Origin of the sequence: Diplocloster hominis, assembly GCF_032380655.1 — a bacterium.
Taxonomy (GTDB): Bacteria; Bacillota; Clostridia; order Lachnospirales; family Lachnospiraceae; genus Diplocloster; species Diplocloster hominis.
Genome location: NZ_JAWDIY010000008.1, coordinates 37634 through 56808 on the forward strand (window position 1 = coordinate 37634; position 19175 = coordinate 56808).

A 19175-nucleotide genomic window follows, 5' to 3' on the forward strand; every position below is an offset into this window, starting at 1 on the left:
TCAGCGGTCCTGCTTAGCCTCCCGGTTCCAGGAGGCCAGGCCTCCGTCTACGCTCAGAAGCTGTCCATTGACATAGGATGCCTTATCAGAAGCCAGATAGACCACCGCGTCGGCGATCTCTTCCGGTTTGCCCAGACGTCCCATGGGGTTATTTGCTTTAAAAGTCTCCACTACTTCCGGAGGATTGCCGGTGAAGAACATCTCAGTGAGAGTAGCGCTGGGACAGATGCCATTCACCCGGATACCCAGGCGGCCGTAATCCATCGCCATATTCTTGGTCAGGCTGACTATAGCGGCCTTTGCCATGGAATAAGCGGTCATATTGTAGGCGCCGCCCAGTCCCGCCAGGGAAGCGATATTAACGATATTCCCGGATCCCTGCTCCATCATCTCGGGCAGGAACGCCTTACACAGCAGAAATACCCCTCGCACATCCACATTAAAAACCTTATCAAAATCCTCAATGCTTGTATTATGTACGGCTCCGCCGATGAAGATCGCTGCGTTGTTCACCAGAACATCACAGCCGCCCAACGTCTTTTTGGCATACTCCGCCAGAGCTTTGGAACCGGTCTCTGACGCACTGTCGCCGTTCAGGTAGAAGAGGCGGTCTGAATTCATTTCCTCCATAAATTTTTCCGCGGGTTCCGCGTGACGTGAGGTAAAGAGCACGCGGTCGCCTTCAGCCAGAAACGCTTTTACCGTTGCTTTTCCGATCCCCTGGCTTCCGCCGGTTACTACTACATTTCTCATACTGTTTCTCCTTTCCGGTTTCTATTATTTCTACTATAAAAATTTTATCTATCATTTTACCGCAGGTGGGAAACGGGTAAAATAATTCTCCCAGTAAGACACAGCTAAGACTCAGGATAAGCGAATCCTCCGTTATGTGTCTCTTTCGCTTTATATAAAACCATATCTGCTGCTTTGGAAAGCGCGGTATAAGTATCACCGTGCCGCGCGGCTACGGCGCCGGCAGACAGGGTGATGGTGGGCATGTTCCGTTTCAGGGCTTCCTTTTCCAAGGTGCTGTTAATATCCTCCATGATTCGTTTGGCCACCGAATAATCTTCGGTAGCTGATACAAATATGGCAAATTCATCGCCGTGCAGGCGGGACGCGATATCAATCGTCCGGATTCGTCCGACGATCATCTGGGCTGTCAATTTGATGACATCGTCGCCGGTATTATGCCCATAGGTATCATTGATGTTCTTAAAATGATCGCCGTCTATCATAATCAGAATACCGTGATCATCCGGCCCCATGGAATCCAGCGTATCGGTCAGTTCTTTTTTGAAGGAACGGTAGTTCATCATGCCGGTGAGCTCATCCACGGCGGCAGCCTTCTGCGCGGCGGATAACGCGATTTCCAACCGTCGCTGTGTCTGGCCCAGCTGTACATAAGCGGCCTTTAATTCCCGGTTTTTTTGTCCTTTGACGATACGGCCCAGAACATAGATTAATAATAATTCTATCAGGAGCAGAGGAACCAGCCAAATATTCAGGGAACCCTTGAGCACCGGCACAACCGGTACAAATACCAGAAAACTGAAATCCTCCTGGGAAAGCAGATATCCGTAGTATTTGGTATTGTCAATATAATAGGAAACCGACTGGCCTTCGGAATTTTTCAGAAGCTCAAAAGCAGAATCAAAACCTTGCCGGAATTCATAAAAGGCTGAGGTGGACGTAAATTTATCCTTAAGTTTCGCCACATTCTCCGGCTGCCCCGGGTCAGCCTTGTCCAGTTCCGCTTTCGCGTCCGAAACCGCACGGGCTGTGTCCTCTAACCCAGCAAAAAAATTGCCGCCCAGATAATCTGATTCCGTACTGCCGATGACAGTGCCATTACGGTCAAATATGATGATCTGTTCGTCTGCAAAATAATTCATAGAGGAGACAAGTGTCTGTATATCCCCCATCTTGATGTCATAGGCAAACACAGTTTTCCCGTCCGGCTGAAGCTGGGAGATCGTAGTCAGGATATAGTGATTCGCATAACTCATATAGGGCGGGGTAAAAACGATATCTCCGTTACCTGCTGCCGCATCTTTGTACCAGGGACGCTCGGTTGCCTTGTAACCGGATTCCTCATACACCGAATACGGAGTATCCCAGCTGTACAGATAACGGTCCTGATAGTACATGTACAGGCCATCGTAGGTTTCCCCCACGATTTCCAGCAGAGTGGAATCCAAGCCCTTCAGATAATCCAATATATGGTCAGGGTCCGGGTTGTTCTCTATTTCCCGCGACATCATCTGAACGAACAATTGAAAAGAACGCTTATAACCGGCCATCACCTCTTCAAATTGTTCTTTGGTATCCAGAGAATGTTCGGATAAACTATTCCGGATAAATATAGTCTCTTTTGTTCTGATAAATAGAATGGTGATGAGATTGATGATTATAACGATTACGGCAATAATAATGGCTTTCTTACGTACTTTGGGTATTGACGGCTTCATAGGATATCCCCCCGGATATTTTTATGTAAATTTAAATCTATTTTAACACATTTGATTCCGGAAGTCTTATTTTTTCAGTTGTTTTTTATGAATTGTACATATTAAGCCGCCCTGTACCAGCAAAGGAAAACCCCCCGCCTAATCCAACGGAAAGGGCGGAGGGCTTTGGGAGTGCGGGCAGCACTCTCTATATAGGATCTAACTATAGGAGGGTGAAGTCAACTTATTATTTTTTCAGCTCCAGGACTTTTTTGGTCAGCGCCGGTACGACCTCAAAGAGATCTCCGACAATGCCGATGTCCGCAGCGTTGAAAATCGGTGCTTCCGGGTCCTTGTTGATGGCAATGATGAATTCTGAAGAATTCATGCCGGCCAGATGCTGAATGGCTCCGGAGATACCGCAGGCGATATACAACTTAGGAGAAATGGTCTTGCCTGTCTGGCCCACCTGCTGCACGTGGGGAATCCAGCCTGCGTCCACGGCGGCACGGGAAGCGCCTACAGCTCCGCCCAGGGCATTGGCCAGTTCTTCGATTACCTTAAAGTTCTCCGGTTTGCCCAAACCTCTGCCGCCGGACACCACGATCTCAGCGTCTTCCAGCTGAAGGCCGCCGACCTGCTCCACTTTAATGAAGTCCAGCAGTTTGGTGACAATGGTTTCCTCGGGTACATGAATAGTTTCCGTATTCACATGGCCTTTGCGTCCGATCTCAGGGATTCCTTTCTTAAAAGCGCCGGGACGGATGGTTCCCATCTGAGGTCTGGTGCTGGCACACAGGATCGTTGCCATCAGGTTTCCGCCGAAGGCCGGACGGGTGTAAGCTACATTTCCCGATTCCTGATCGATGTCCAGCCCGGTACAGTCGGCAGTTAATCCGGTATGTACGCGGACGGCGGTTCTGGAACCTAAATCACGGCCATTGTGGGTGGCTCCGATTAAAATAGCGGAAGGTTTATGCTTTTGAATCAGTTCGGTTAAAGCATAAGAATAAGTCTCTGTATTGAAATGCCGGTACTGCTCCCCGGATACCACGTAGATCTCATCTGCGCCGTACTCTCCGGCGGCCTGGATCGCTTTGTCCGGGTTCTCACAGATTACCACGGCGCCTACTTTTTCCTGAAGCTTATCCGCCAGCTGTTTTGCCTGTCCCAGCAGCTCCATGCCTACATTCTTTGGTTCATCTTCAAAGGTTTCCATAAATACCCATACATTTTTATATTCCGGAAAGCTCATACCAATTCTCCTTTCAGGATTTTCTTTTCCGTCAGGAAACCGGCAAGGGCTTCCACGGCTTCATCGCAGGTCAATCCTTCTAATTTTTTACCTGATTTTTTAATGGTTGGCGTATAAGTTTTCTTAACCCGGGTAGGAGAACCTTTCAGACCGATCTTTTCCCGGTCAATATCGGGCATGTCATCTACATGGATTTCCGCGATGTCTATTTTGTTGGCCCGCATCTTACTCTTCATGGTAGCGGTACGGGGTTCGTTGATGTCTTTTCCAACGGTGCACAGAGCGGGAAGCTTGGTGGAAATCACCATTACGCCGTCATCTGTTTCCCGGTGTACGGTTACGGTGTCATCCGCAACCTCGATTTTAACGGCATAGGTAAGCTGCGGAATTCCCAGATGTTCACTCATACTGGCGCCGGTCTGCCCGGTATCCCCGTCCATGGCCTGCATTCCGCAGATGATCAGATCATAATCTCCGATATGCTGGATGGATGACGCCAGGATATAGCTGGTGGCATAGGTGTCTGATCCGCCGAACGCCCGGTCCGTGACGAGAAATGCCCGGTCTGCGCCCAGGGAGAGGCACTCTTTTAACGCTTCTTTTGCAGCGGGCGGTCCCATGCTGATTACGGTCACGGTTCCCCCGTGCTGCTCTTTTAACTGTACGGCCGCTTCCAGCGCGTTTTTGTCATATGGATTAACGATACTGGGTACGCCGGCGCGGATTAGTGTATTTGTCTCCGGATCAATTTTAATCTCAGAAGTGTCCGGGATTTGTTTCATACATACGATGATATTCATATTCTGGTAAATCTCCTTTCTTATTAGCCGTCTGTCTCTGCAGGACATCAGCCCATACGATACTCGATCCCTTTGGTTCCGATCGGATATTCCCAATCCTTGACAATCTTCCCCTTGCTTAACACCCGGCAGGTGCCGCATTCCAGGCAGCCCAGATGGTCAAACAGCAGATGATTTTCATCATCCAGCTTATACAGCCCGGCGGGACATGCCTTGATGACTTTTTTGATCTCCTCCATGTCCGTGGACTCTTTATCTACCTCAATATGACTGTTAATCTCGTCCGTATGAAATTTATCCACACCCAACTTATCTTCTATGGTCATTTTCGATCCTCTCCTTCTTTAATTAATCGGGCTCAATTGAGATTACCCGTTGTATTTCTTAAGCCCCTCGATCAGACCGGGCACGATTTTTTTGGAAATATCTTTTGCGCCGGTTCCATTAACGACAAACAAATCCGCAAATAACCGGTCTGCTTTTGCCGGGCAATCCTGATATAGGCGCCGGTCCTCCATAACCTTGTCGTATCCGTCATAGAATTTCAGGTCTTTCATTACGAAACTGTCCTCTAGGGCCTGCTGATAGGATGCTAACGTCTCAGCTGAGAAATCACCCTTTTCCTTGGCGGCCACAGCTGTCTGCGCGGCCAGCCTTCCGGATTCGATGGCCAGATCCATTCCCCGGATCATGAAGCCCAGATTGATGACCAGAGAAGCGGCGTCACCGGCTAACAATACCCCATCCTTATACAGTGTGGGAACCATGGAGTAACCGCCCTCAGGAACCAGATGGGCCGAATATTCCAGCAGTTTTCCGCCTTCGATCAGGGGTTTCACCGCCGGATGATTCTTCAGGCGGTCCACCAGCTGGGGGATGGTGGTTTCCTTGTCGTCGATGTCCTGTATGGTTGTCAGCACACCCAGAGATACCGTGTCCTTATTGGTATACAGGAAACCGTCCCCGATCCGTCCATCCGTACAGTCTCCCTGGAAGATCCAGGCCAGTCCCTCTCCCGGATTCAACTGGAAGCGCTGTTCGATGGTAGCGGCATCCAGCTGGATAATTTCTTTGGCTCCTACCGCTGACTGGGATGGAAGAAGTTCTTCTTTCATGCCGATTTTTTGTGCCAGCAGGGAATTTACACCGTCAGCCAGGATGACCAGATCGGCTTCCATCTCTTCGTCACCGGCGATCACGCCGCAGATTCTTCCGTCGCGGACGATCAGGTCGTCAACACGGATTCCATATATGTACATGGCTCCTTCTTCTTCCGCCTTCTCAGCCAGCCAGCGGTCAAAGCCCGCTCTTAGTACGGAATAAGATTCACAGCCGGGTGTTCCTAATTTTGCGCTGCCATATTCCAGGGTGACAGCACTGTCTTCTGTGAGCAGGGAAAACCGTTCCTTGCTGATCCTTCGTTCCACCGGAGCTTCCTTGGCAAACTGAGGAATAATTTTTTCCAGGCTGTGGCCATATAAACGGCCGCCTGTCATATTTTTTGAGCCGCTGTAATTGCCGCGTTCAATCACCAGAACCTCCATGCCTTCCTGCGCAAGGATATAAGCTGCTGTCGAACCTGCCAGACCGCCTCCTACGATAATCACATCAAACTTATCTTCGCCCATGTGTGCACCTCTTTCTTCAAGATTTTGTTATTTTAAAGAGCAAATACAATGCCAACTGTCTGATACCTCTCTTTTTTGCGGAGAAATTTCTTTATTATAATTCAATTCTTACATTTAAGTTCTGTAGTTTTTAAAGTTAAGGTTGAACCATATACAGAAGTTCCTTTAAGACGATCTGGGGTGAAACCGGTACACCGGAAGCAAAGGTTAGAGCAAAAAGATGTTCCCCCATCCTCATATGTGCGGGAAAACACACTCATGGAGGTAAAAATGAACCTAAAATGGTTTCTGAATGTATTAAAATGTATCATGATGTATCATAGCGTATCAAATTGTTATTTTATGTACAAATTGCCTGCTAATTAAATTTTTCACAAAGCCGCTTAGAATGGCGACTCTTTACTTGGCATCATATTTGCGTATTTAATATCTTCAGAAATGGTAGAAAGGCCAAAAGCAGAAAGGAGATTTATGGATTTATGGACGTAATCACTTGCTACAAATTATCCCCTGACAATCAGGACATGCAGATTAATCCCGATTATTCGGTATCCTTTGACAGGGCAGAATGGATTATCGGCGACTTTGATCTGGTGGCCATCGAGGCAGGCGCACAGATTGCCGCAATGGCGGAAGCTTCCCACAAGGGGCTTTGTGTCGGGCCCACAGCCCTTTCGAATAAGAAGGCCAGAAAGAACGCGTTGTCCAGGGGCCTGGACAGTCTGACCGTGGTGATGGACGATTCCCTGTGGAATGCCGATACGAACCTGACGGCCTCCATACTGGCCGCCGCCGTGCGAAAGGACGAGGAGTGCAGGATCGTTATATGCGGGGAAGGTTCCGCAGATTTTTATTACCGGCAGACAGGTATGCAGTTGGGAGAGATCCTGGGATGGCCGACCATTAACGGAATCAGCAAGGTATTGGAGATCCGGGATTCTTCTATTACCGCGCTGCGTACTACGGAGGACAGTATCCAGAAAATCGAAATCCCGCTTCCCGCTGTATTAAGCGTCACCGCAGATTATGCACCGTCCCGGATACCGACCATGAAAGATATCCTCTCCGCAGGTAAGAAACCAGTGGAAGAATTTACGCTTGAGGATCTGGGAAGCTTTGAGTCGAAGATTCAGATCGACAGTATCCTGGCACCCAAATCACGGGACCGCAAGGGTATCATCATCGACGCGGCTGTGGATGAAGCAGTTGACCTATTCGTAGAACATCTGGCTAAAGAAGGCTTAGTATAGGAGGGAGCAGGTATGGCAAAGAAAGTTTGGGTGTTTTCAGATAAGCCGGCTTTAATGCAGGATATTACCGCAGGCGCGAAGGAATGCGGGGAAGTCAGTGTCATCGCAGTGGGGAGCCGGGAACTTATAACTGCCGCTGCCGGTGCTGGTGCAGACACCGTCTATTATCTGGGAGATACATCCGAAAGAATGGCGGAGAGCTATACGGACACCATCGCGAAATTGGTGGAGGACGAAAAACCGGAGGTATTGTTGTTCGGAGCTACGCTTACCGGACGGGCGATCGCGGGACGGCTGGCTGCCCGCCTGGGAACCAGTGTACTGGCGGATGCGAAAGAACTGGATCTTACCAGTGAAGTTACGAGCGCCGTGAACATGGTATATGGCGGCGGGGCGAACTTAAAACAGAGCGCGAAAGGGGATCTCACCCTGGTTATCCTGGGCTTTGGCGTACTGGAGAAGCCGGAAGAAATGAAGGCCGGTGCCGGTAAGGTTGTGGAAGTTCCCTATGTAGAGCCGGCCTGGCGTATTACGCTCAGTGACGAGCAGAAGCGGGAGTCCGCGAGCGTGAATCTGGCGGCGGCTAAGAAGATCGTCAGTATCGGCCTGGGAATCGCCAACAAGGAAGATATTCCCATGGTGAAGGAACTGGCGGATGCTCTGGATGCGGAGCTCGGTTGCAGCCGTCCGATTGCAGAGGGACTGGAATGGCTGCCAAAGGAATGTTACATAGGTATTTCCGGTGTGTTTGTCAAATCGGATCTGTATCTGGCGGTTGGCATCTCAGGCCAGGTACAGCATATGGTAGGCCTGAAAGACGCCAAAATTCTGGCAGCAATCAACAAAGATGCCAACGCGCCCATTATGCGTCAGTGTGATTATGGCATCGTGGGAGATCTGTATGAGATAGTTCCTGCACTGGCAAAGAAGTTAAGCCAGTAAGCAGTTAAGACAGGGTCGGTGAAGCAGGATCATTAAAAATAGGATCTAAAAAAATTTATGAGGAGGTATTGGTATGGCGCAGCAAAAGAAACGGATTCACTATGCATGGTTTGTGTTAATTGCAATTATTGTCATGATGGGGTTTTTACGCGGTGGGGTTAACAGCGGTATGGGCCTGTTCTTATCACCGATCAGCCAGGACCTTGGATTTGGAATCGGCTCTTTGTCCATTATGTACAGCGTATCCGCGCTGGTGGGGGCGATCTGGAATCCAATCGCAGGAAAGCTGCTTCAGAAGTACAGCATCCGCAGGATTACGGGCATTTCCGTATGCGTACACGCACTGTGCTTCGCAGCCATGGGACTGGTGCATCAGCTGTGGGGCTGGTACAGCTTCGTTGGGCTGATGGCTCTGGGTGCCGCATTTACCACACAGTTGGTAGGGCCTGTATTGATTAACAAATGGTTCAAAGAGAAAAATGGTACCGCAATGGGTATTATGATGGCAGCAGTCGGCCTCTTCGGCGCGATTCTGCAGCCGACTACCGCAGCGGTTATCACCAAGTTCGGTTGGTCTGCAGGTTATTTAGGACTGGGACTCGTGTCGTTTGTAATCGTACTCCCTGTGGTTCTCCTGCTGATCAGGGATAATCCGGAAGACAAAGGATTAAAAGCTTACGGCGCAGAAGAAGCGGAATCGAATCAGGCTGCCCAGCGCGCCCAGGCAGTAGATCCCAGTATGATTCCGGGTATCACGTCCGCGAGAGCGTTAAAGACTCCTGCATTTTATTGCGTTTTCCTGTTTATGTTCTTTATCTGCGGCATCGCCTCCTTTGCTTCCCATGTGCCCACGCTGGCTGTGGATGCTGGATTTACCACTCAGGTAGGCGGTAACGGCATGAGCTTCTGGATGATCGGTACTTTCGTGGGATCTCTGCTGTTTGGTATGCTGGCTGATAAACTGGGTGCAAGAAAGTCCGCGCTGCTTGCGATGTGCTTCGGATTTGTCGCTGTCCTGATCCTGATCTTCTTCCGGCAGCATATGGCCGGATACTACGGAGCGCTGGTATTCTACGGATTCCTGGCTTCCACCATGGGAACATTAGGGCCGTTGATTGTCTCCTCGATCTTCGGGTATAAAGACTTCGGCACGATCTTTGGCTTTATGGTTACCGCTATTAATGTGGCCAGCATGGTACTGGTGCCGGTTTACGGCTTCGTGTATGACGCGACTAAGACCTATCAGTATGTTCTGTACCTGATCCTGGGATTCCTGGTTGCCTGCGTACTGTGTCTGCTGATCGCATTTAAGAATGGCGAAAAACTGAAATCAGAGTTTTAGAAACCAATCATTAAGGGCATAGCCCCTTTGATAAATAACAAATTCTAAGGAGGTAAAAAAGATGTTGGATCTGCTAAAAGGAATGAAGGTTATCGAAATTGCCGGGTTTATGGCTGCACCTACGGCCGGACGTATCTTAGGTGAATGGGGAGCAGACGTAATCAAAGTAGAACCGCCTCAGGGTGACTCCACCCGTGGTGTAGGGATCTCCCGCCATATCCTGAACGGAGATCAGGCCGGATTTGACTGCTTCAATGCCTGCAAGACATATGTTGCTCTGGATACCCGTAAACCGGAGGGAATGGAAATTCTCAAGAAGATGCTGAAAGACGCGGATGTTTTTATCTCTCATCTGAAAATAAAGGATGCCATCAAGCTGGGACTGGATTATGAGACATTAAAAGAAGACCATCCGAAGCTGATCTGCGCATCTACCAGCGGATACGGACTGGGCGGCGCATGGTCCACAAGAGGCGGTTTCGATGGGGTTTCCTATGCGGCCCGCTGCGGATATGTAAAAGACTGCCCGGTTGAGGGTGATACTCCGATGGTTCCGTATTTTGGCTTTGGCGATATTCCGACCGGTACCTACCTTGCGATGGCGATTCTGGCGGCCTACATCCGTCAGCAGCGTACGGGACAGGGGGAGAAGATCAATGTAGCCCTGATGCATGCGGGAATGTGGAGCGCCAACGTACCGGTAGTTTCTTCCATATACGGGGATCAGTATCCGACCGACCCGAACACCGTTCATCCTCTGGCGAAACCGTATCTGTGTAAAGACGGGAAATGGATCGGCCTGATGGGTCTGGACTGGCAGAAGACATGGCCGATATTTGTAAAAGCCGTGGGACTTCCTGAGGAATACATAACCACATGGGTAGCTTATGAGGACGCTCTGGCGCATGCGCAGGAGATTACTCCGATCCTGAAGGAGATGTTCCTGAAGGAGGACCGCCAGTATTGGGTTGACAAATTAATCGATACTCCGATGCCTTTCGATATCTGCCAGGATTTCAAAGATCTGCAGGGAGACCAGCAGGCATGGGATGCAGGCTTCTTCCAGGGGATCGATTATCCCAGCGGCATGCACGTTGGTATCGTAAAAGCTCCGGCGATCTTCAAGGAAGCGGGCACGGCAGAATTCGAGTCCGCGGGGCCGGTAGGAGAGAGTACCCGTGATGTCTTAAAGGGACTGGGATACAGTGACGCCGATGTTGACCGGATGCGTGAAGAAAAATTGATTCTCGAAGGCGACCAGTGGGATCCTCAGATCTATAACATGGAAAGATATATGAAAATGAAAAAATAATAAGGGGGAAATGATATCATGGTAGATTTTACATTGACAGATGAGCAGGAGCTCTTAATGGAAGGCATTAAGGAATGTCTGGAAAGAGAACTTCCCGACGGCGGTGAGAGCTGCTACAAGACAGGAGAATTCCCCTGGAAAGCATGGCAGGCTCTGGCGGATAACGGCTTTGTAGGGCTTGGACTTCCGGAAGAAGTAGGCGGAACGCCCTGTGACATGCTGACGCTTGCGATGGCGAACCTGACCATTTCCCGTTACGGCGGCCCTGTGGCCAGCTTCTATTCCATGGGTATTCCGACGATGTATGACCTCTGCGAATTCGGAACTCCGGAACAGATCGATAAATATGTAAAAGATTATGTGCAGGGCGGGCCTCCGCTGGCATTAGGAATCTCCGAGCCGGGAACCGGTTCGGATGTGGCGGGGATGCAGACCAGCTATGTATGGGACGGCGATACCGCTGTGATCAACGGCGGAAAGCACTACACCACCTGCGGTGCCGAGGCGAAAGCGATTATCGTAATGGCGAGAGATCCCCAGGTGGAGAATCTGCATCAGGCCGGCACCATGTTCATCGTGGACGTGGACACTCCCGGAGTCCGTATCAACAAGCTGCCGAAGATGGGGCACACGGATCAGCCCACCAGCATCTGTGAAGTGTTCTTAAGTGATGTCCGGGTACCCAGAAGTACGATCCTGGGCGTGGAACACAATGGATTTATGCAGACCATGGCGAATTTCGCGAGAGAGCGTATCGCCAACGTATCCGGCGTCATCGCTACAGCCATCAATGCGTTCGAGGACGCGACGGCTTACGCCAACCAGCGTGTTCAGTTCGGACAGCAGATCGGCCGGTTCCAGCTGATCCAGGAGAAGATCGTAAACATGGCGATCAAGATCGATAATATGATGAATATGCTCTACAAGCTGGCCTGGAAGATAGACACGAATCAGAACATCCGTATCGATACCGGACTTGCCAAACTGTATTGCTCCAGATCCGTATGTGAAGTGCTGGATGACGCGATCCAGGTATTGGCCGGCATCGGAATCGTGGGAGAACACCGTGTGGCCCGTTACTATATCGATACCCGTGCCTGCCGTATCGCCGGAGGAACCGATGAAGTTATGATCTTTAACACCGCGCCGCAGATTCTGAAGCGTTACAGATAATCATTTCCAATGCAATTCAAAATGTCCTGCATACCGGATTGATACCGGATTATTTGAGGATAAGAAAGGGATTGAATTATGAGCGAGAACAATGCAGTATTGACCAGAGTGGAAGATAATGTGCTGATCATTTCCCTGAACCGTCCCGAAATCATGAATGCGTTAGACAGTGATCTGGTAGAAGGATTCATCGCCGCCCTGAAAAGGGCGGGCGATGATCCTGAGATCGGAGCGGTGGTACTGACGGCTGAGGGCAGGGGCTTTTGCGCAGGCGGTTATATGAAACCTGTGGAGATAGAGATCACGCCGGCCCTGGTGCGGGATGGAATCGTCGGTTATGCCCGTGATATCATTTTACCGATGTATCAGCTGGAAAAACCGATTATCGGGGCGATCAATGGCGCGGCTGCCGGAGGCGGCTGCAATCTGGCGCTGGCCTGTGATATTATTTTTGCTTCTGAGAAAGCCAGTTTCATCCAATCCTTTGTGAACGTGGGGTTGATTCCTGATTTTGCCGGCCTTTATTTCCTGCCGCATATCATCGGCGCGCAGAAGGCGAAGGACATGATGTTCACCGGACGGAAAGTAAGAGCCGCGGAAGCGCAGCAGATGGGATTGATCTTCAAGGCACTGCCGCCGGAGGAGTATCTGGATGCCGCTGTCGCTTATGCGAAACAGCTGGCCCAGGGCCCGCGGTACGCGATCGGATTGACAAAAAGGCTGGTAAATGCCAGTATTGATTATGATTTATTTAAAGTACTGGAAGTCGAGAACCTGGCGCAGCCGGTATTATCGTTTATGCCGGATCATGAGGAAGGCAAAGCTGCGTTTAACGAGAAAAGGCCGCCCAGATTTAATCAGCATTAACCAAATCCGGGTTAAAGGCATCAGGTAGAGGATACATCCTTATGAGGGGCGGGAACTATGGTGACAAATAACAAATTAAATCCTCCTGTACTTTTACCAATACAGATCAGAAACCTGGCGCGGAAACGGGAAGATCAGACCGCTGTAGTAGAAATTTCAGCAGACGGGAGCGAGCGTGTATTCTCCTGGCGTCAGATGTATGAAGCCATGGAGAAAGTCGCGGCTGAAATGGATAAAGGCGGTATAAAGAAGGGATCGCAGGTTATGATTGGCCTGCCCAATACGTTCGAACATATCGTTTCCAGTCTGGCGGCCTGGCATCTGGGAGCCTGCTGTATTCCCGTGTCCAGGAGCCTGAAGGAATTCGAGCGGGACAGAGTATTGGGGCTGGTAACACCAGGGCTTATAGTGGCGGACTGGACTTTGCCTGAGGGACATCCATGGCAGCTCACCAACGATGATATCCAAAGATTGTGTGAGAGTGACGTTCCGGTAGAGGATGACAGTGTTCCATTTGTAACCGCGTCGCCCGGCCGGGCTATGGCGACCGGCGGTACTACCGGAAAACCAAAGCTGGTGGTACAGAATATTACGATGGCGTACAATGAGTCGGGCCTGAAAGGATGGACCGCCATGTCGGGGCAGGGAGCGAATCTGCGGCAGCTGGTACCGGGTTCTATTTATCATACGTTGTATAACTCATCTTTATATATTGGCTTATTTATGGGTCATACCATTTACCTAATGACCAAGTTTAACCCGGATCTCGCTCTGGAACTGATCGGTAAATATCAGATCCAATGCGGCGGGTTTGTACCGACGATGCTGGATCGAATGATGAAGGCTGCGAATTTTAAGACCGTGGACCTTAGCAGCCTGTGCGCTATTTTCCATGCCGGCGGAGCATGTGCCCCTATTATCAAAAGGACCTGGATCGAACGGATTGGGGCAGAAAAAATCTATGAATTCTACGCGATGACGGAAATGATCGGGAGCACAACTATAAGAGGAGACGAATGGCTGCTGCACGAGGGGAGTGTTGGAAAGCCGGTTGGCTGCTCCATACGTATCTGTTCCGATAGCGGAGAAGAGATGCCCGCAGGTGAAGTGGGAGAGATTTTCAGTAAACCGGACATGGGACTGGTCACATACTACATAGGCAGGGCGGCGATCCGGTCCGGCCTTGACGGCTACTACAGCGTGGGTGATCTGGGATATCTGGATGGGGATGGATATCTCTATATCGTGGACCGGCGCAGTGATATGATCGTAACCGGCGGGAAGAACGTGTACTGTGAAGAGGTAGAGAGCGTGATGCGGGGATTCCCCAAGATCCGGGATATAGTAGTGATCGGACTCCCGGATGAAAAATGGGGCCGGAAAGTACATGCGCTGATGGAGGTGGAGGGTAATCCGGAGGAGTTTCCATTTGAGGAACTGTCCGAGTATTGCCATGCCAGGTTCAGCAGCCACAAGATACCAAAATCCTATGAAATCGTACCAAAGATTCCGAGGGATGAGATGGGTAAGATAAAGCGTTGGAAGCTGGCGGAAGAACGAAAAGGGGAGACAGAATAAAACCATTCTCTTACTCTGTAAGTAAAAAAAACTGAAAGGAAGATAACATTCATATGCGTACAGCAATATTAGGGGCCGGTTCTCTTGGAACCGTATTGGGAGCGTTTATCGCGAAGGCAGGAAAGCAGGTCGATCTTGTCAGCAGAAATGCCGCCCACTTAAATGCCATGAAGGAAAGAGGCGCTGTAATCAAGGGGACGGTCGACCTGGTAGTTCCGGTCAGCACCGTGTTAACTCCCGAGATGGAGGGCAAATACGATCTGGTATTCTATATGGCAAAACAGACGGCTAATGAGGTGGCGCTAAAACAACTGCTTCCGCATCTGGCCGACGACGGTATCGTCGTTACCATGCAGAACGGACTGCCTGAACTGGAGGTAGAGGAATACATCGGAAAAGGACGCGTGGTGGGCTGCCCTGTGGGCTGGGCCGCTGTGATGACGGAACCCGGTGTATCGACCCTCACATCGAAACTGGATCAGATGTCCTTTGATATCGGCTGGCCGGACGGTCATGTGGATAAAAAACTGGAAGAAATCAAGGAGATCTTAGAGTGCCTGTGCCCGACGAATATCATTACGGATCTCATGGAAGTGCGCTGGGCGAAGCTGTTGACCAATGCCACATTCAGCGGAATGTCGGCTGCCCTGGGGGCAACCTTTGGGGAGACGGTGTCCACAGAGGAAAATCTGTATGTAACACAGCATGTGGCAAACGAGTGCATTAAGGTGTGCCATGCCAGCGGCTATAAGATCGGCAAGATCCAGGGAAGTTCCATGGAGGACATGTACGGCTTCAAAGATGAAGCGGACCGGGAACGGGTGCGGCCTATGTATGAGGCGATGAAACCGGTACCCATTGTCGCAAGTATGCTGACCGATTTAAGAAACGGCAAAAAGACGGAAATCAATGCGATCAACGGCGTGGTTTGCAAATATGGCCGTCAGAACAACGTAGAGACACCGTTCAACGACAAAGTCGTGGAGATCGTTACCGGCTGTGAAGAAGGGAAATACAAACCCTGTGCAGAAAATATAAAACTTTTTGGCGATCTGATTAAATTATAGGAAAGAAAGGCGATATAGCTATGGCAAATAAGGTGTTATATTTTGAAGATATAGAAGTAGGTTATAAGTTCGAATCACCCGGCGGACGTACCTTTACCAACGCGGAAGTGGTAAACTTTGCGCAGTTCACGGGAGATTACAACCTGGTTCATCTGGATCATGAATTCGCGAAGACCTCTCTGTATAAAGAAAATCTGGTGCACGGCGCCTGTGTGCTGGCCGTAGTGGGTGGTATGTTCCGCCGGACCCAGTTCTGTGCCGACACAGATACCACCATGCTGGAAATGACAGGAATGAAGCATGTCAAATACATGAACCCCGTCAAATTCAACGATACGATCCATCTGGAAGTGGAAGTCTTAGAAAAGATCGATGACGCAGAGGACACGGGAACCATAGTCTTAGGTTTCAACGGGGTTAACCAGCGCGGAGAGATTGCCCTTGACAATGTCCGCGAGTACAAATTTGCGAAGCGAAATTATAAGGCAGGGGAATAGGAGGAGCTGTTATGAACGAATTTGAAGAAATGTTTAAGGATACCTGGTTTTTTGAGGATGTACCGCTAGGCTACACGACTGCTTCCCCCTACGGCAGAACCATCCGCGAGGCAGATATCATCAACTACGCCGGAATCTCCGGAGAGTACGCTCCCATCTACATCGATGACGAGTATGCGAAAAAGACAAAATACGGCGGTGTGATCGCCCAGGATATGCTGCTGTTTACCTTTACCACATCCATCGACACCAACAATGAGTTAACAGCAAAGATGAACAGAGCAATTCTGGTTTCCAAAGGGACCAAGAACTGGAAAATCTACGGAAAAGCCCATGTAGGCGACACGATCTACACAAAATCAGAGATCGTGGACAAAATCGATAACAAGCCGACCCGTGGCGTCATCGTCACCCAGATGTCGATCCTGAACCAAAAAGGAGAGGTCCTCCAGAGCGGAGAATATCATCTGATCGTAGCTAAGAAATGTTATTTCGAAGAACAGCTTGCGAAACAGGCTTAGGAGCTGGGGGTAATTGGGGCCGGAGCGGGCTGCTGCAAGGGCTGCCTGTGGATGAAGGGAGATCGGGGACGGGAACCAAACGGCTTCCCCCCGGGCCTTAGAACGGCTGCCTTTGATGAGGGCGGTACCTCTGAGGTGCGGGGCCGGGCGGCGGTCCTCCTTAGGTCCCGGTAAGCCGGCCGCTTAAGGATGGGGCAGACGGCGGATTCCGGGAATGCTCCCGGCTCCGGGGCTCTTTTGTGTCTCCCCGGGAGAGCAGAGGGCTTGCGCTGGTATCAGCTAAGTGAAATCGAAAAGCCGGGTTCAGGAACCGGGTCTATTCGCCAGGAACGCTGGATGCGTTCCCGGCTCAGAGACCCTTGCACGTCGGACGTGAAGTCCGCCGTGCATCCTGAACCCGGCTTTCCGATTTCACTAAGCTGATACACAGCCGCCCTATGCTCTCCCGGGGAGACACAAAAGAGCCCCGGAGCCGGGAGCATTCCCGGAATCCGCCGTCTGCCCCATCCTTAAACGGCCGGCTTACCGAAACCTAAGGAGAACCGCCTGGGCCCCGCACCTCAGAGGTACCGCCCTCATCAAAGGCAGCCGTTCTAAGGCCCGGGGGGAAGCCGTTTGGTTCCCGTCCCCGATCTCCCTTCATCCACAGGCAGCCCTTGCAGCAGCCCGCTCCTACCCTGGTACACCCTAAGAGGCCGGATACTTATCCCGTGGATACCAGTGAGTGATATGTATTAGTTTCTGTGATAGTTGCTTAATTAAACACTTAACGATACTAACCCTGCTTATAGACCATGGAACTCAGCTTGTTATAGTGCAGGGAGGAGAGGGATGCGGCGGGCCCTTGGGGGGCTGGGCGGCAAATCTCGCGGGGCCAGATCGCTTGAGGCCGGACCTTAGAACATGTTACGGAGAAGAGGGCGAAACCTCGCAGGACCCGGGGCACTGTTTGAGCCGTTCTTTGGCGAGTTTGCCCCGGGTCCTGCTAATAAGAGGTTTCACCCTCTTCGCAGTTACATGTTCTTAGGTCCGGCCGAAGCGATCTGGCCCCGCGAGATTTGCCGCCCAGCCCCCCAAGGGCCCGCCGCATCCCTCTCCTCCCGTCCCCCAACAAAAATCCATCTACCGAGAAACCTCAACCAGCCTCCGGTCAAAACTTTTCGGTATCCCCAGCTCCTCCCGGTATTTGGCAACCGTCCGGCGGGAGATATGGATATCACGTTCGGCCAGCCGGGCGGCCAGCATCTGGTCGCTGAGGGGCTGTTCCTTGTCTTCGGCTGCGATCAGCCTGCTTATATGCTGCTTGATTTGGTCGGCGGTCAGGCCTTCCGTTAAGCTGCTGCCTGATACCGCGGTGGTGAACAGATCACGCATCAGAATGGTTCCGCCGGGATATTGCAGGTATTTCCCGCTGATCCCGCGGCTGACGGTGGAGACGTGGATGTTGAGGGCACTGGATATGTCCTCCATCATCATGGGACGCAGCAGACCTTTTCCCAGAAAGAAATCCTGCTGGTAATGGGCGATGGCTTCTGTGATCCGCAGCATGGTTTTGCGCCGCTGTTCCAGACTGTTCAGCAGAAATCTGGCCCGGTGCAGACAGTTGCGGAAATAGGCGTAGATGTCATCGTCCTCGGCGGTGCGCATCATTTTGTAATAGTAATCATTGATGTGGTAGGCGCCCATCCAGCTGTCGTTCATCTGAATCTCCCACTGCCCCTCGCTGAAGGTCAGAATGATGTCCGGAACGATGTAGGTGGTGCCGGATGTATTGAAGCCCTGCAGCGGCCTGGGATTTAATTTTTGGATGAGATAGATATATTTTCTTACCTGCACGGTGGACAGACCTAAGGACCTGGATATGTAACTGATTCTGCCGGAAGCGACGTCTTCCAGGTGGCTGGTTATGATAGCGCAGAGTTTTTCATCCCGGATTCCCTGGGCTTCCAGCTGACGGAGCAGGCACTGGGAAAGATTTTCGGAAAAGATTCCATAAGGCTCCAGCTGCCTTAGGTCTGTAAGGCAGATGCTGACATCCGTCTCGCTGGCTCCGGTTTTCTGGGCAGCTTCCCGGATGGGGACCTGATAATAACCCTGGCTGTCCAGACAGTCGATTAGATAATCGATTACATAGAGCTGGCGGGTGGTATATTTTTTCGGGCTTAACTGGCTCTTCAGGTAATGACGGAGTTCGTATTGATTGCCGGAGACGAATTCTTTCTGCTGGTCCTCGGCGGCCGCGGCAGTTTCGCCATAAGCGGTGTAGACGTTTTTATCATACCAGCTTTTGTAGTCCTCCATACGCAGGGGGACGTCGGTATCACTGGGGGTATATTCCAGGATGGCATTCTCCATATACTCGTTCTGCATATAGTCGTTCAGGGATATGTTATCCATGGCCAGAATCTCCAGAGACTGGATCTGGGTCTGGGACAGGGTCTGCCTTTGGTCTAATTTTATTTCATATTGCAGGTTCATATGGTGCCCGCCTCC

General features: G+C 50.8%; 17 protein-coding genes. 10 read left to right on the top strand and 7 right to left on the bottom strand.

The features are described 5' to 3' along the window. The 6 genes from ABC831_RS09310 to ABC831_RS09335 all read right to left on the bottom strand — a co-directional run bounded on the left by ABC831_RS09310 (window position 1) and on the right by ABC831_RS09335 (window position 6133). Window positions 1-753 (bottom strand): SDR family NAD(P)-dependent oxidoreductase, encoded by a 753-nt coding sequence (locus ABC831_RS09310; protein ID WP_343247871.1) that lies wholly within the window; start codon window positions 751-753, stop codon window positions 1-3. A 104-nt stretch (window positions 754-857) separates the two neighbouring features. Next, window positions 858-2471 (bottom strand): sensor domain-containing diguanylate cyclase, encoded by a 1614-nt coding sequence (locus tag ABC831_RS09315; RefSeq protein WP_343247872.1) that lies wholly within the window; start codon window positions 2469-2471, stop codon window positions 858-860. Window positions 2472-2697: 226 nt separating this feature from the next. After that, window positions 2698-3705: an electron transfer flavoprotein subunit alpha/FixB family protein gene (locus tag ABC831_RS09320; RefSeq protein WP_343247873.1), complete on the bottom strand. Its 1008-nt coding sequence runs from the start codon at window positions 3703-3705 to the stop codon at window positions 2698-2700. Beyond that, on the bottom strand, window positions 3702-4505 hold the full coding sequence (locus ABC831_RS09325) for an electron transfer flavoprotein subunit beta/FixA family protein (protein ID WP_343247874.1): 804 nt from the start codon (window positions 4503-4505) through the stop codon (window positions 3702-3704). Before ABC831_RS09325 ends, ABC831_RS09320 begins: the two co-directional genes overlap by 4 nt. Before the next feature lie 47 nt (window positions 4506-4552). Then, window positions 4553-4831 carry a ferredoxin family protein gene (locus ABC831_RS09330; RefSeq protein WP_343247875.1) on the bottom strand — a complete coding sequence of 93 codons (279 nt, stop codon included), beginning with the start codon at window positions 4829-4831 and terminating at the stop codon, window positions 4553-4555. 42 nt (window positions 4832-4873) lie between these two features. After that, window positions 4874-6133, bottom strand: coding sequence for an FAD-dependent oxidoreductase (locus tag ABC831_RS09335; RefSeq protein ID WP_343247876.1), 1260 nt, complete (start codon window positions 6131-6133; stop codon window positions 4874-4876). 479 nt (window positions 6134-6612) lie between these two features. On the opposite strand from ABC831_RS09335, the gene fixA reads away from it, so the two are divergent. From fixA to ABC831_RS09385, 10 genes are all read left to right on the top strand, one after another. After that, the gene (gene fixA / locus ABC831_RS09340) at window positions 6613-7383 is read left to right on the top strand and encodes a putative electron transfer flavoprotein FixA (protein WP_343247877.1); all 771 of its coding nucleotides are present in this window, start codon (window positions 6613-6615) and stop codon (window positions 7381-7383) included. 12 nt (window positions 7384-7395) lie between these two features. After that, window positions 7396-8325 carry an electron transfer flavoprotein subunit alpha/FixB family protein gene (locus ABC831_RS09345; protein WP_343247878.1) on the top strand — a complete coding sequence of 310 codons (930 nt, stop codon included), beginning with the start codon at window positions 7396-7398 and terminating at the stop codon, window positions 8323-8325. 73 nt (window positions 8326-8398) lie between these two features. Further along, window positions 8399-9667: an MFS transporter gene (locus ABC831_RS09350; RefSeq protein ID WP_343247879.1), complete on the top strand. Its 1269-nt coding sequence runs from the start codon at window positions 8399-8401 to the stop codon at window positions 9665-9667. 61 nt (window positions 9668-9728) lie between these two features. Further along, the gene (locus ABC831_RS09355) at window positions 9729-10979 is read left to right on the top strand and encodes a CaiB/BaiF CoA transferase family protein (RefSeq protein ID WP_343247880.1); all 1251 of its coding nucleotides are present in this window, start codon (window positions 9729-9731) and stop codon (window positions 10977-10979) included. 18 nt (window positions 10980-10997) lie between these two features. Beyond that, window positions 10998-12152, top strand: a complete 1155-nt coding sequence (locus ABC831_RS09360) for an acyl-CoA dehydrogenase family protein (protein ID WP_343247881.1) — start codon at window positions 10998-11000, stop codon at window positions 12150-12152. A 78-nt stretch (window positions 12153-12230) separates the two neighbouring features. Further along, the gene (locus ABC831_RS09365) at window positions 12231-13019 is read left to right on the top strand and encodes an enoyl-CoA hydratase/isomerase family protein (protein ID WP_343247882.1); all 789 of its coding nucleotides are present in this window, start codon (window positions 12231-12233) and stop codon (window positions 13017-13019) included. A gap of 57 nt (window positions 13020-13076) precedes the next feature. Then, window positions 13077-14597 carry an AMP-binding protein gene (locus ABC831_RS09370; protein WP_343247883.1) on the top strand — a complete coding sequence of 507 codons (1521 nt, stop codon included), beginning with the start codon at window positions 13077-13079 and terminating at the stop codon, window positions 14595-14597. A gap of 53 nt (window positions 14598-14650) precedes the next feature. Then, complete coding sequence (locus tag ABC831_RS09375; RefSeq protein WP_343247884.1) at window positions 14651-15664, top strand: ketopantoate reductase family protein; 1014 nt, start codon at window positions 14651-14653, stop codon at window positions 15662-15664. A 20-nt stretch (window positions 15665-15684) separates the two neighbouring features. Further along, window positions 15685-16161, top strand: a complete 477-nt coding sequence (locus tag ABC831_RS09380; protein ID WP_158342420.1) for a MaoC/PaaZ C-terminal domain-containing protein — start codon at window positions 15685-15687, stop codon at window positions 16159-16161. Between the two features lie 11 nt (window positions 16162-16172). Further along, window positions 16173-16682, top strand: a complete 510-nt coding sequence (locus ABC831_RS09385) for a MaoC family dehydratase (protein WP_343247885.1) — start codon at window positions 16173-16175, stop codon at window positions 16680-16682. Between the two features lie 1122 nt (window positions 16683-17804). Here ABC831_RS09385 and rpoN read toward each other — a convergent pair. Continuing rightward, a complete protein-coding gene (rpoN, locus tag ABC831_RS09390; RefSeq protein ID WP_343247886.1) occupies window positions 17805-19160 on the bottom strand; it encodes an RNA polymerase factor sigma-54 in 1356 nt (451 codons plus the stop codon). Between the last annotated feature and the right edge of the window lie 15 nt (window positions 19161-19175).

Coding starts and splice junctions, on each gene's coding strand:
- ABC831_RS09330 (WP_343247875.1), bottom strand. CDS start 4,831: ATGACCATAGAAGATAAGTTGGGTGTGGATAAATTTCATACGGACGAG.
- ABC831_RS09355 (WP_343247880.1), top strand. CDS start 9,729: ATGTTGGATCTGCTAAAAGGAATGAAGGTTATCGAAATTGCCGGGTTT.
- fixA (WP_343247877.1), top strand. CDS start 6,613: ATGGACGTAATCACTTGCTACAAATTATCCCCTGACAATCAGGACATG.
- ABC831_RS09375 (WP_343247884.1), top strand. CDS start 14,651: ATGCGTACAGCAATATTAGGGGCCGGTTCTCTTGGAACCGTATTGGGA.
- ABC831_RS09325 (WP_343247874.1), bottom strand. CDS start 4,505: ATGAATATCATCGTATGTATGAAACAAATCCCGGACACTTCTGAGATT.
- ABC831_RS09310 (WP_343247871.1), bottom strand. CDS start 753: ATGAGAAATGTAGTAGTAACCGGCGGAAGCCAGGGGATCGGAAAAGCA.
- ABC831_RS09350 (WP_343247879.1), top strand. CDS start 8,399: ATGGCGCAGCAAAAGAAACGGATTCACTATGCATGGTTTGTGTTAATT.
- rpoN (WP_343247886.1), bottom strand. CDS start 19,160: ATGAACCTGCAATATGAAATAAAATTAGACCAAAGGCAGACCCTGTCC.
- ABC831_RS09320 (WP_343247873.1), bottom strand. CDS start 3,705: ATGAGCTTTCCGGAATATAAAAATGTATGGGTATTTATGGAAACCTTT.
- ABC831_RS09360 (WP_343247881.1), top strand. CDS start 10,998: ATGGTAGATTTTACATTGACAGATGAGCAGGAGCTCTTAATGGAAGGC.
- ABC831_RS09345 (WP_343247878.1), top strand. CDS start 7,396: ATGGCAAAGAAAGTTTGGGTGTTTTCAGATAAGCCGGCTTTAATGCAG.
- ABC831_RS09370 (WP_343247883.1), top strand. CDS start 13,077: ATGGTGACAAATAACAAATTAAATCCTCCTGTACTTTTACCAATACAG.
- ABC831_RS09335 (WP_343247876.1), bottom strand. CDS start 6,133: ATGGGCGAAGATAAGTTTGATGTGATTATCGTAGGAGGCGGTCTGGCA.
- ABC831_RS09385 (WP_343247885.1), top strand. CDS start 16,173: ATGAACGAATTTGAAGAAATGTTTAAGGATACCTGGTTTTTTGAGGAT.
- ABC831_RS09365 (WP_343247882.1), top strand. CDS start 12,231: ATGAGCGAGAACAATGCAGTATTGACCAGAGTGGAAGATAATGTGCTG.
- ABC831_RS09315 (WP_343247872.1), bottom strand. CDS start 2,471: ATGAAGCCGTCAATACCCAAAGTACGTAAGAAAGCCATTATTATTGCC.
- ABC831_RS09380 (WP_158342420.1), top strand. CDS start 15,685: ATGGCAAATAAGGTGTTATATTTTGAAGATATAGAAGTAGGTTATAAG.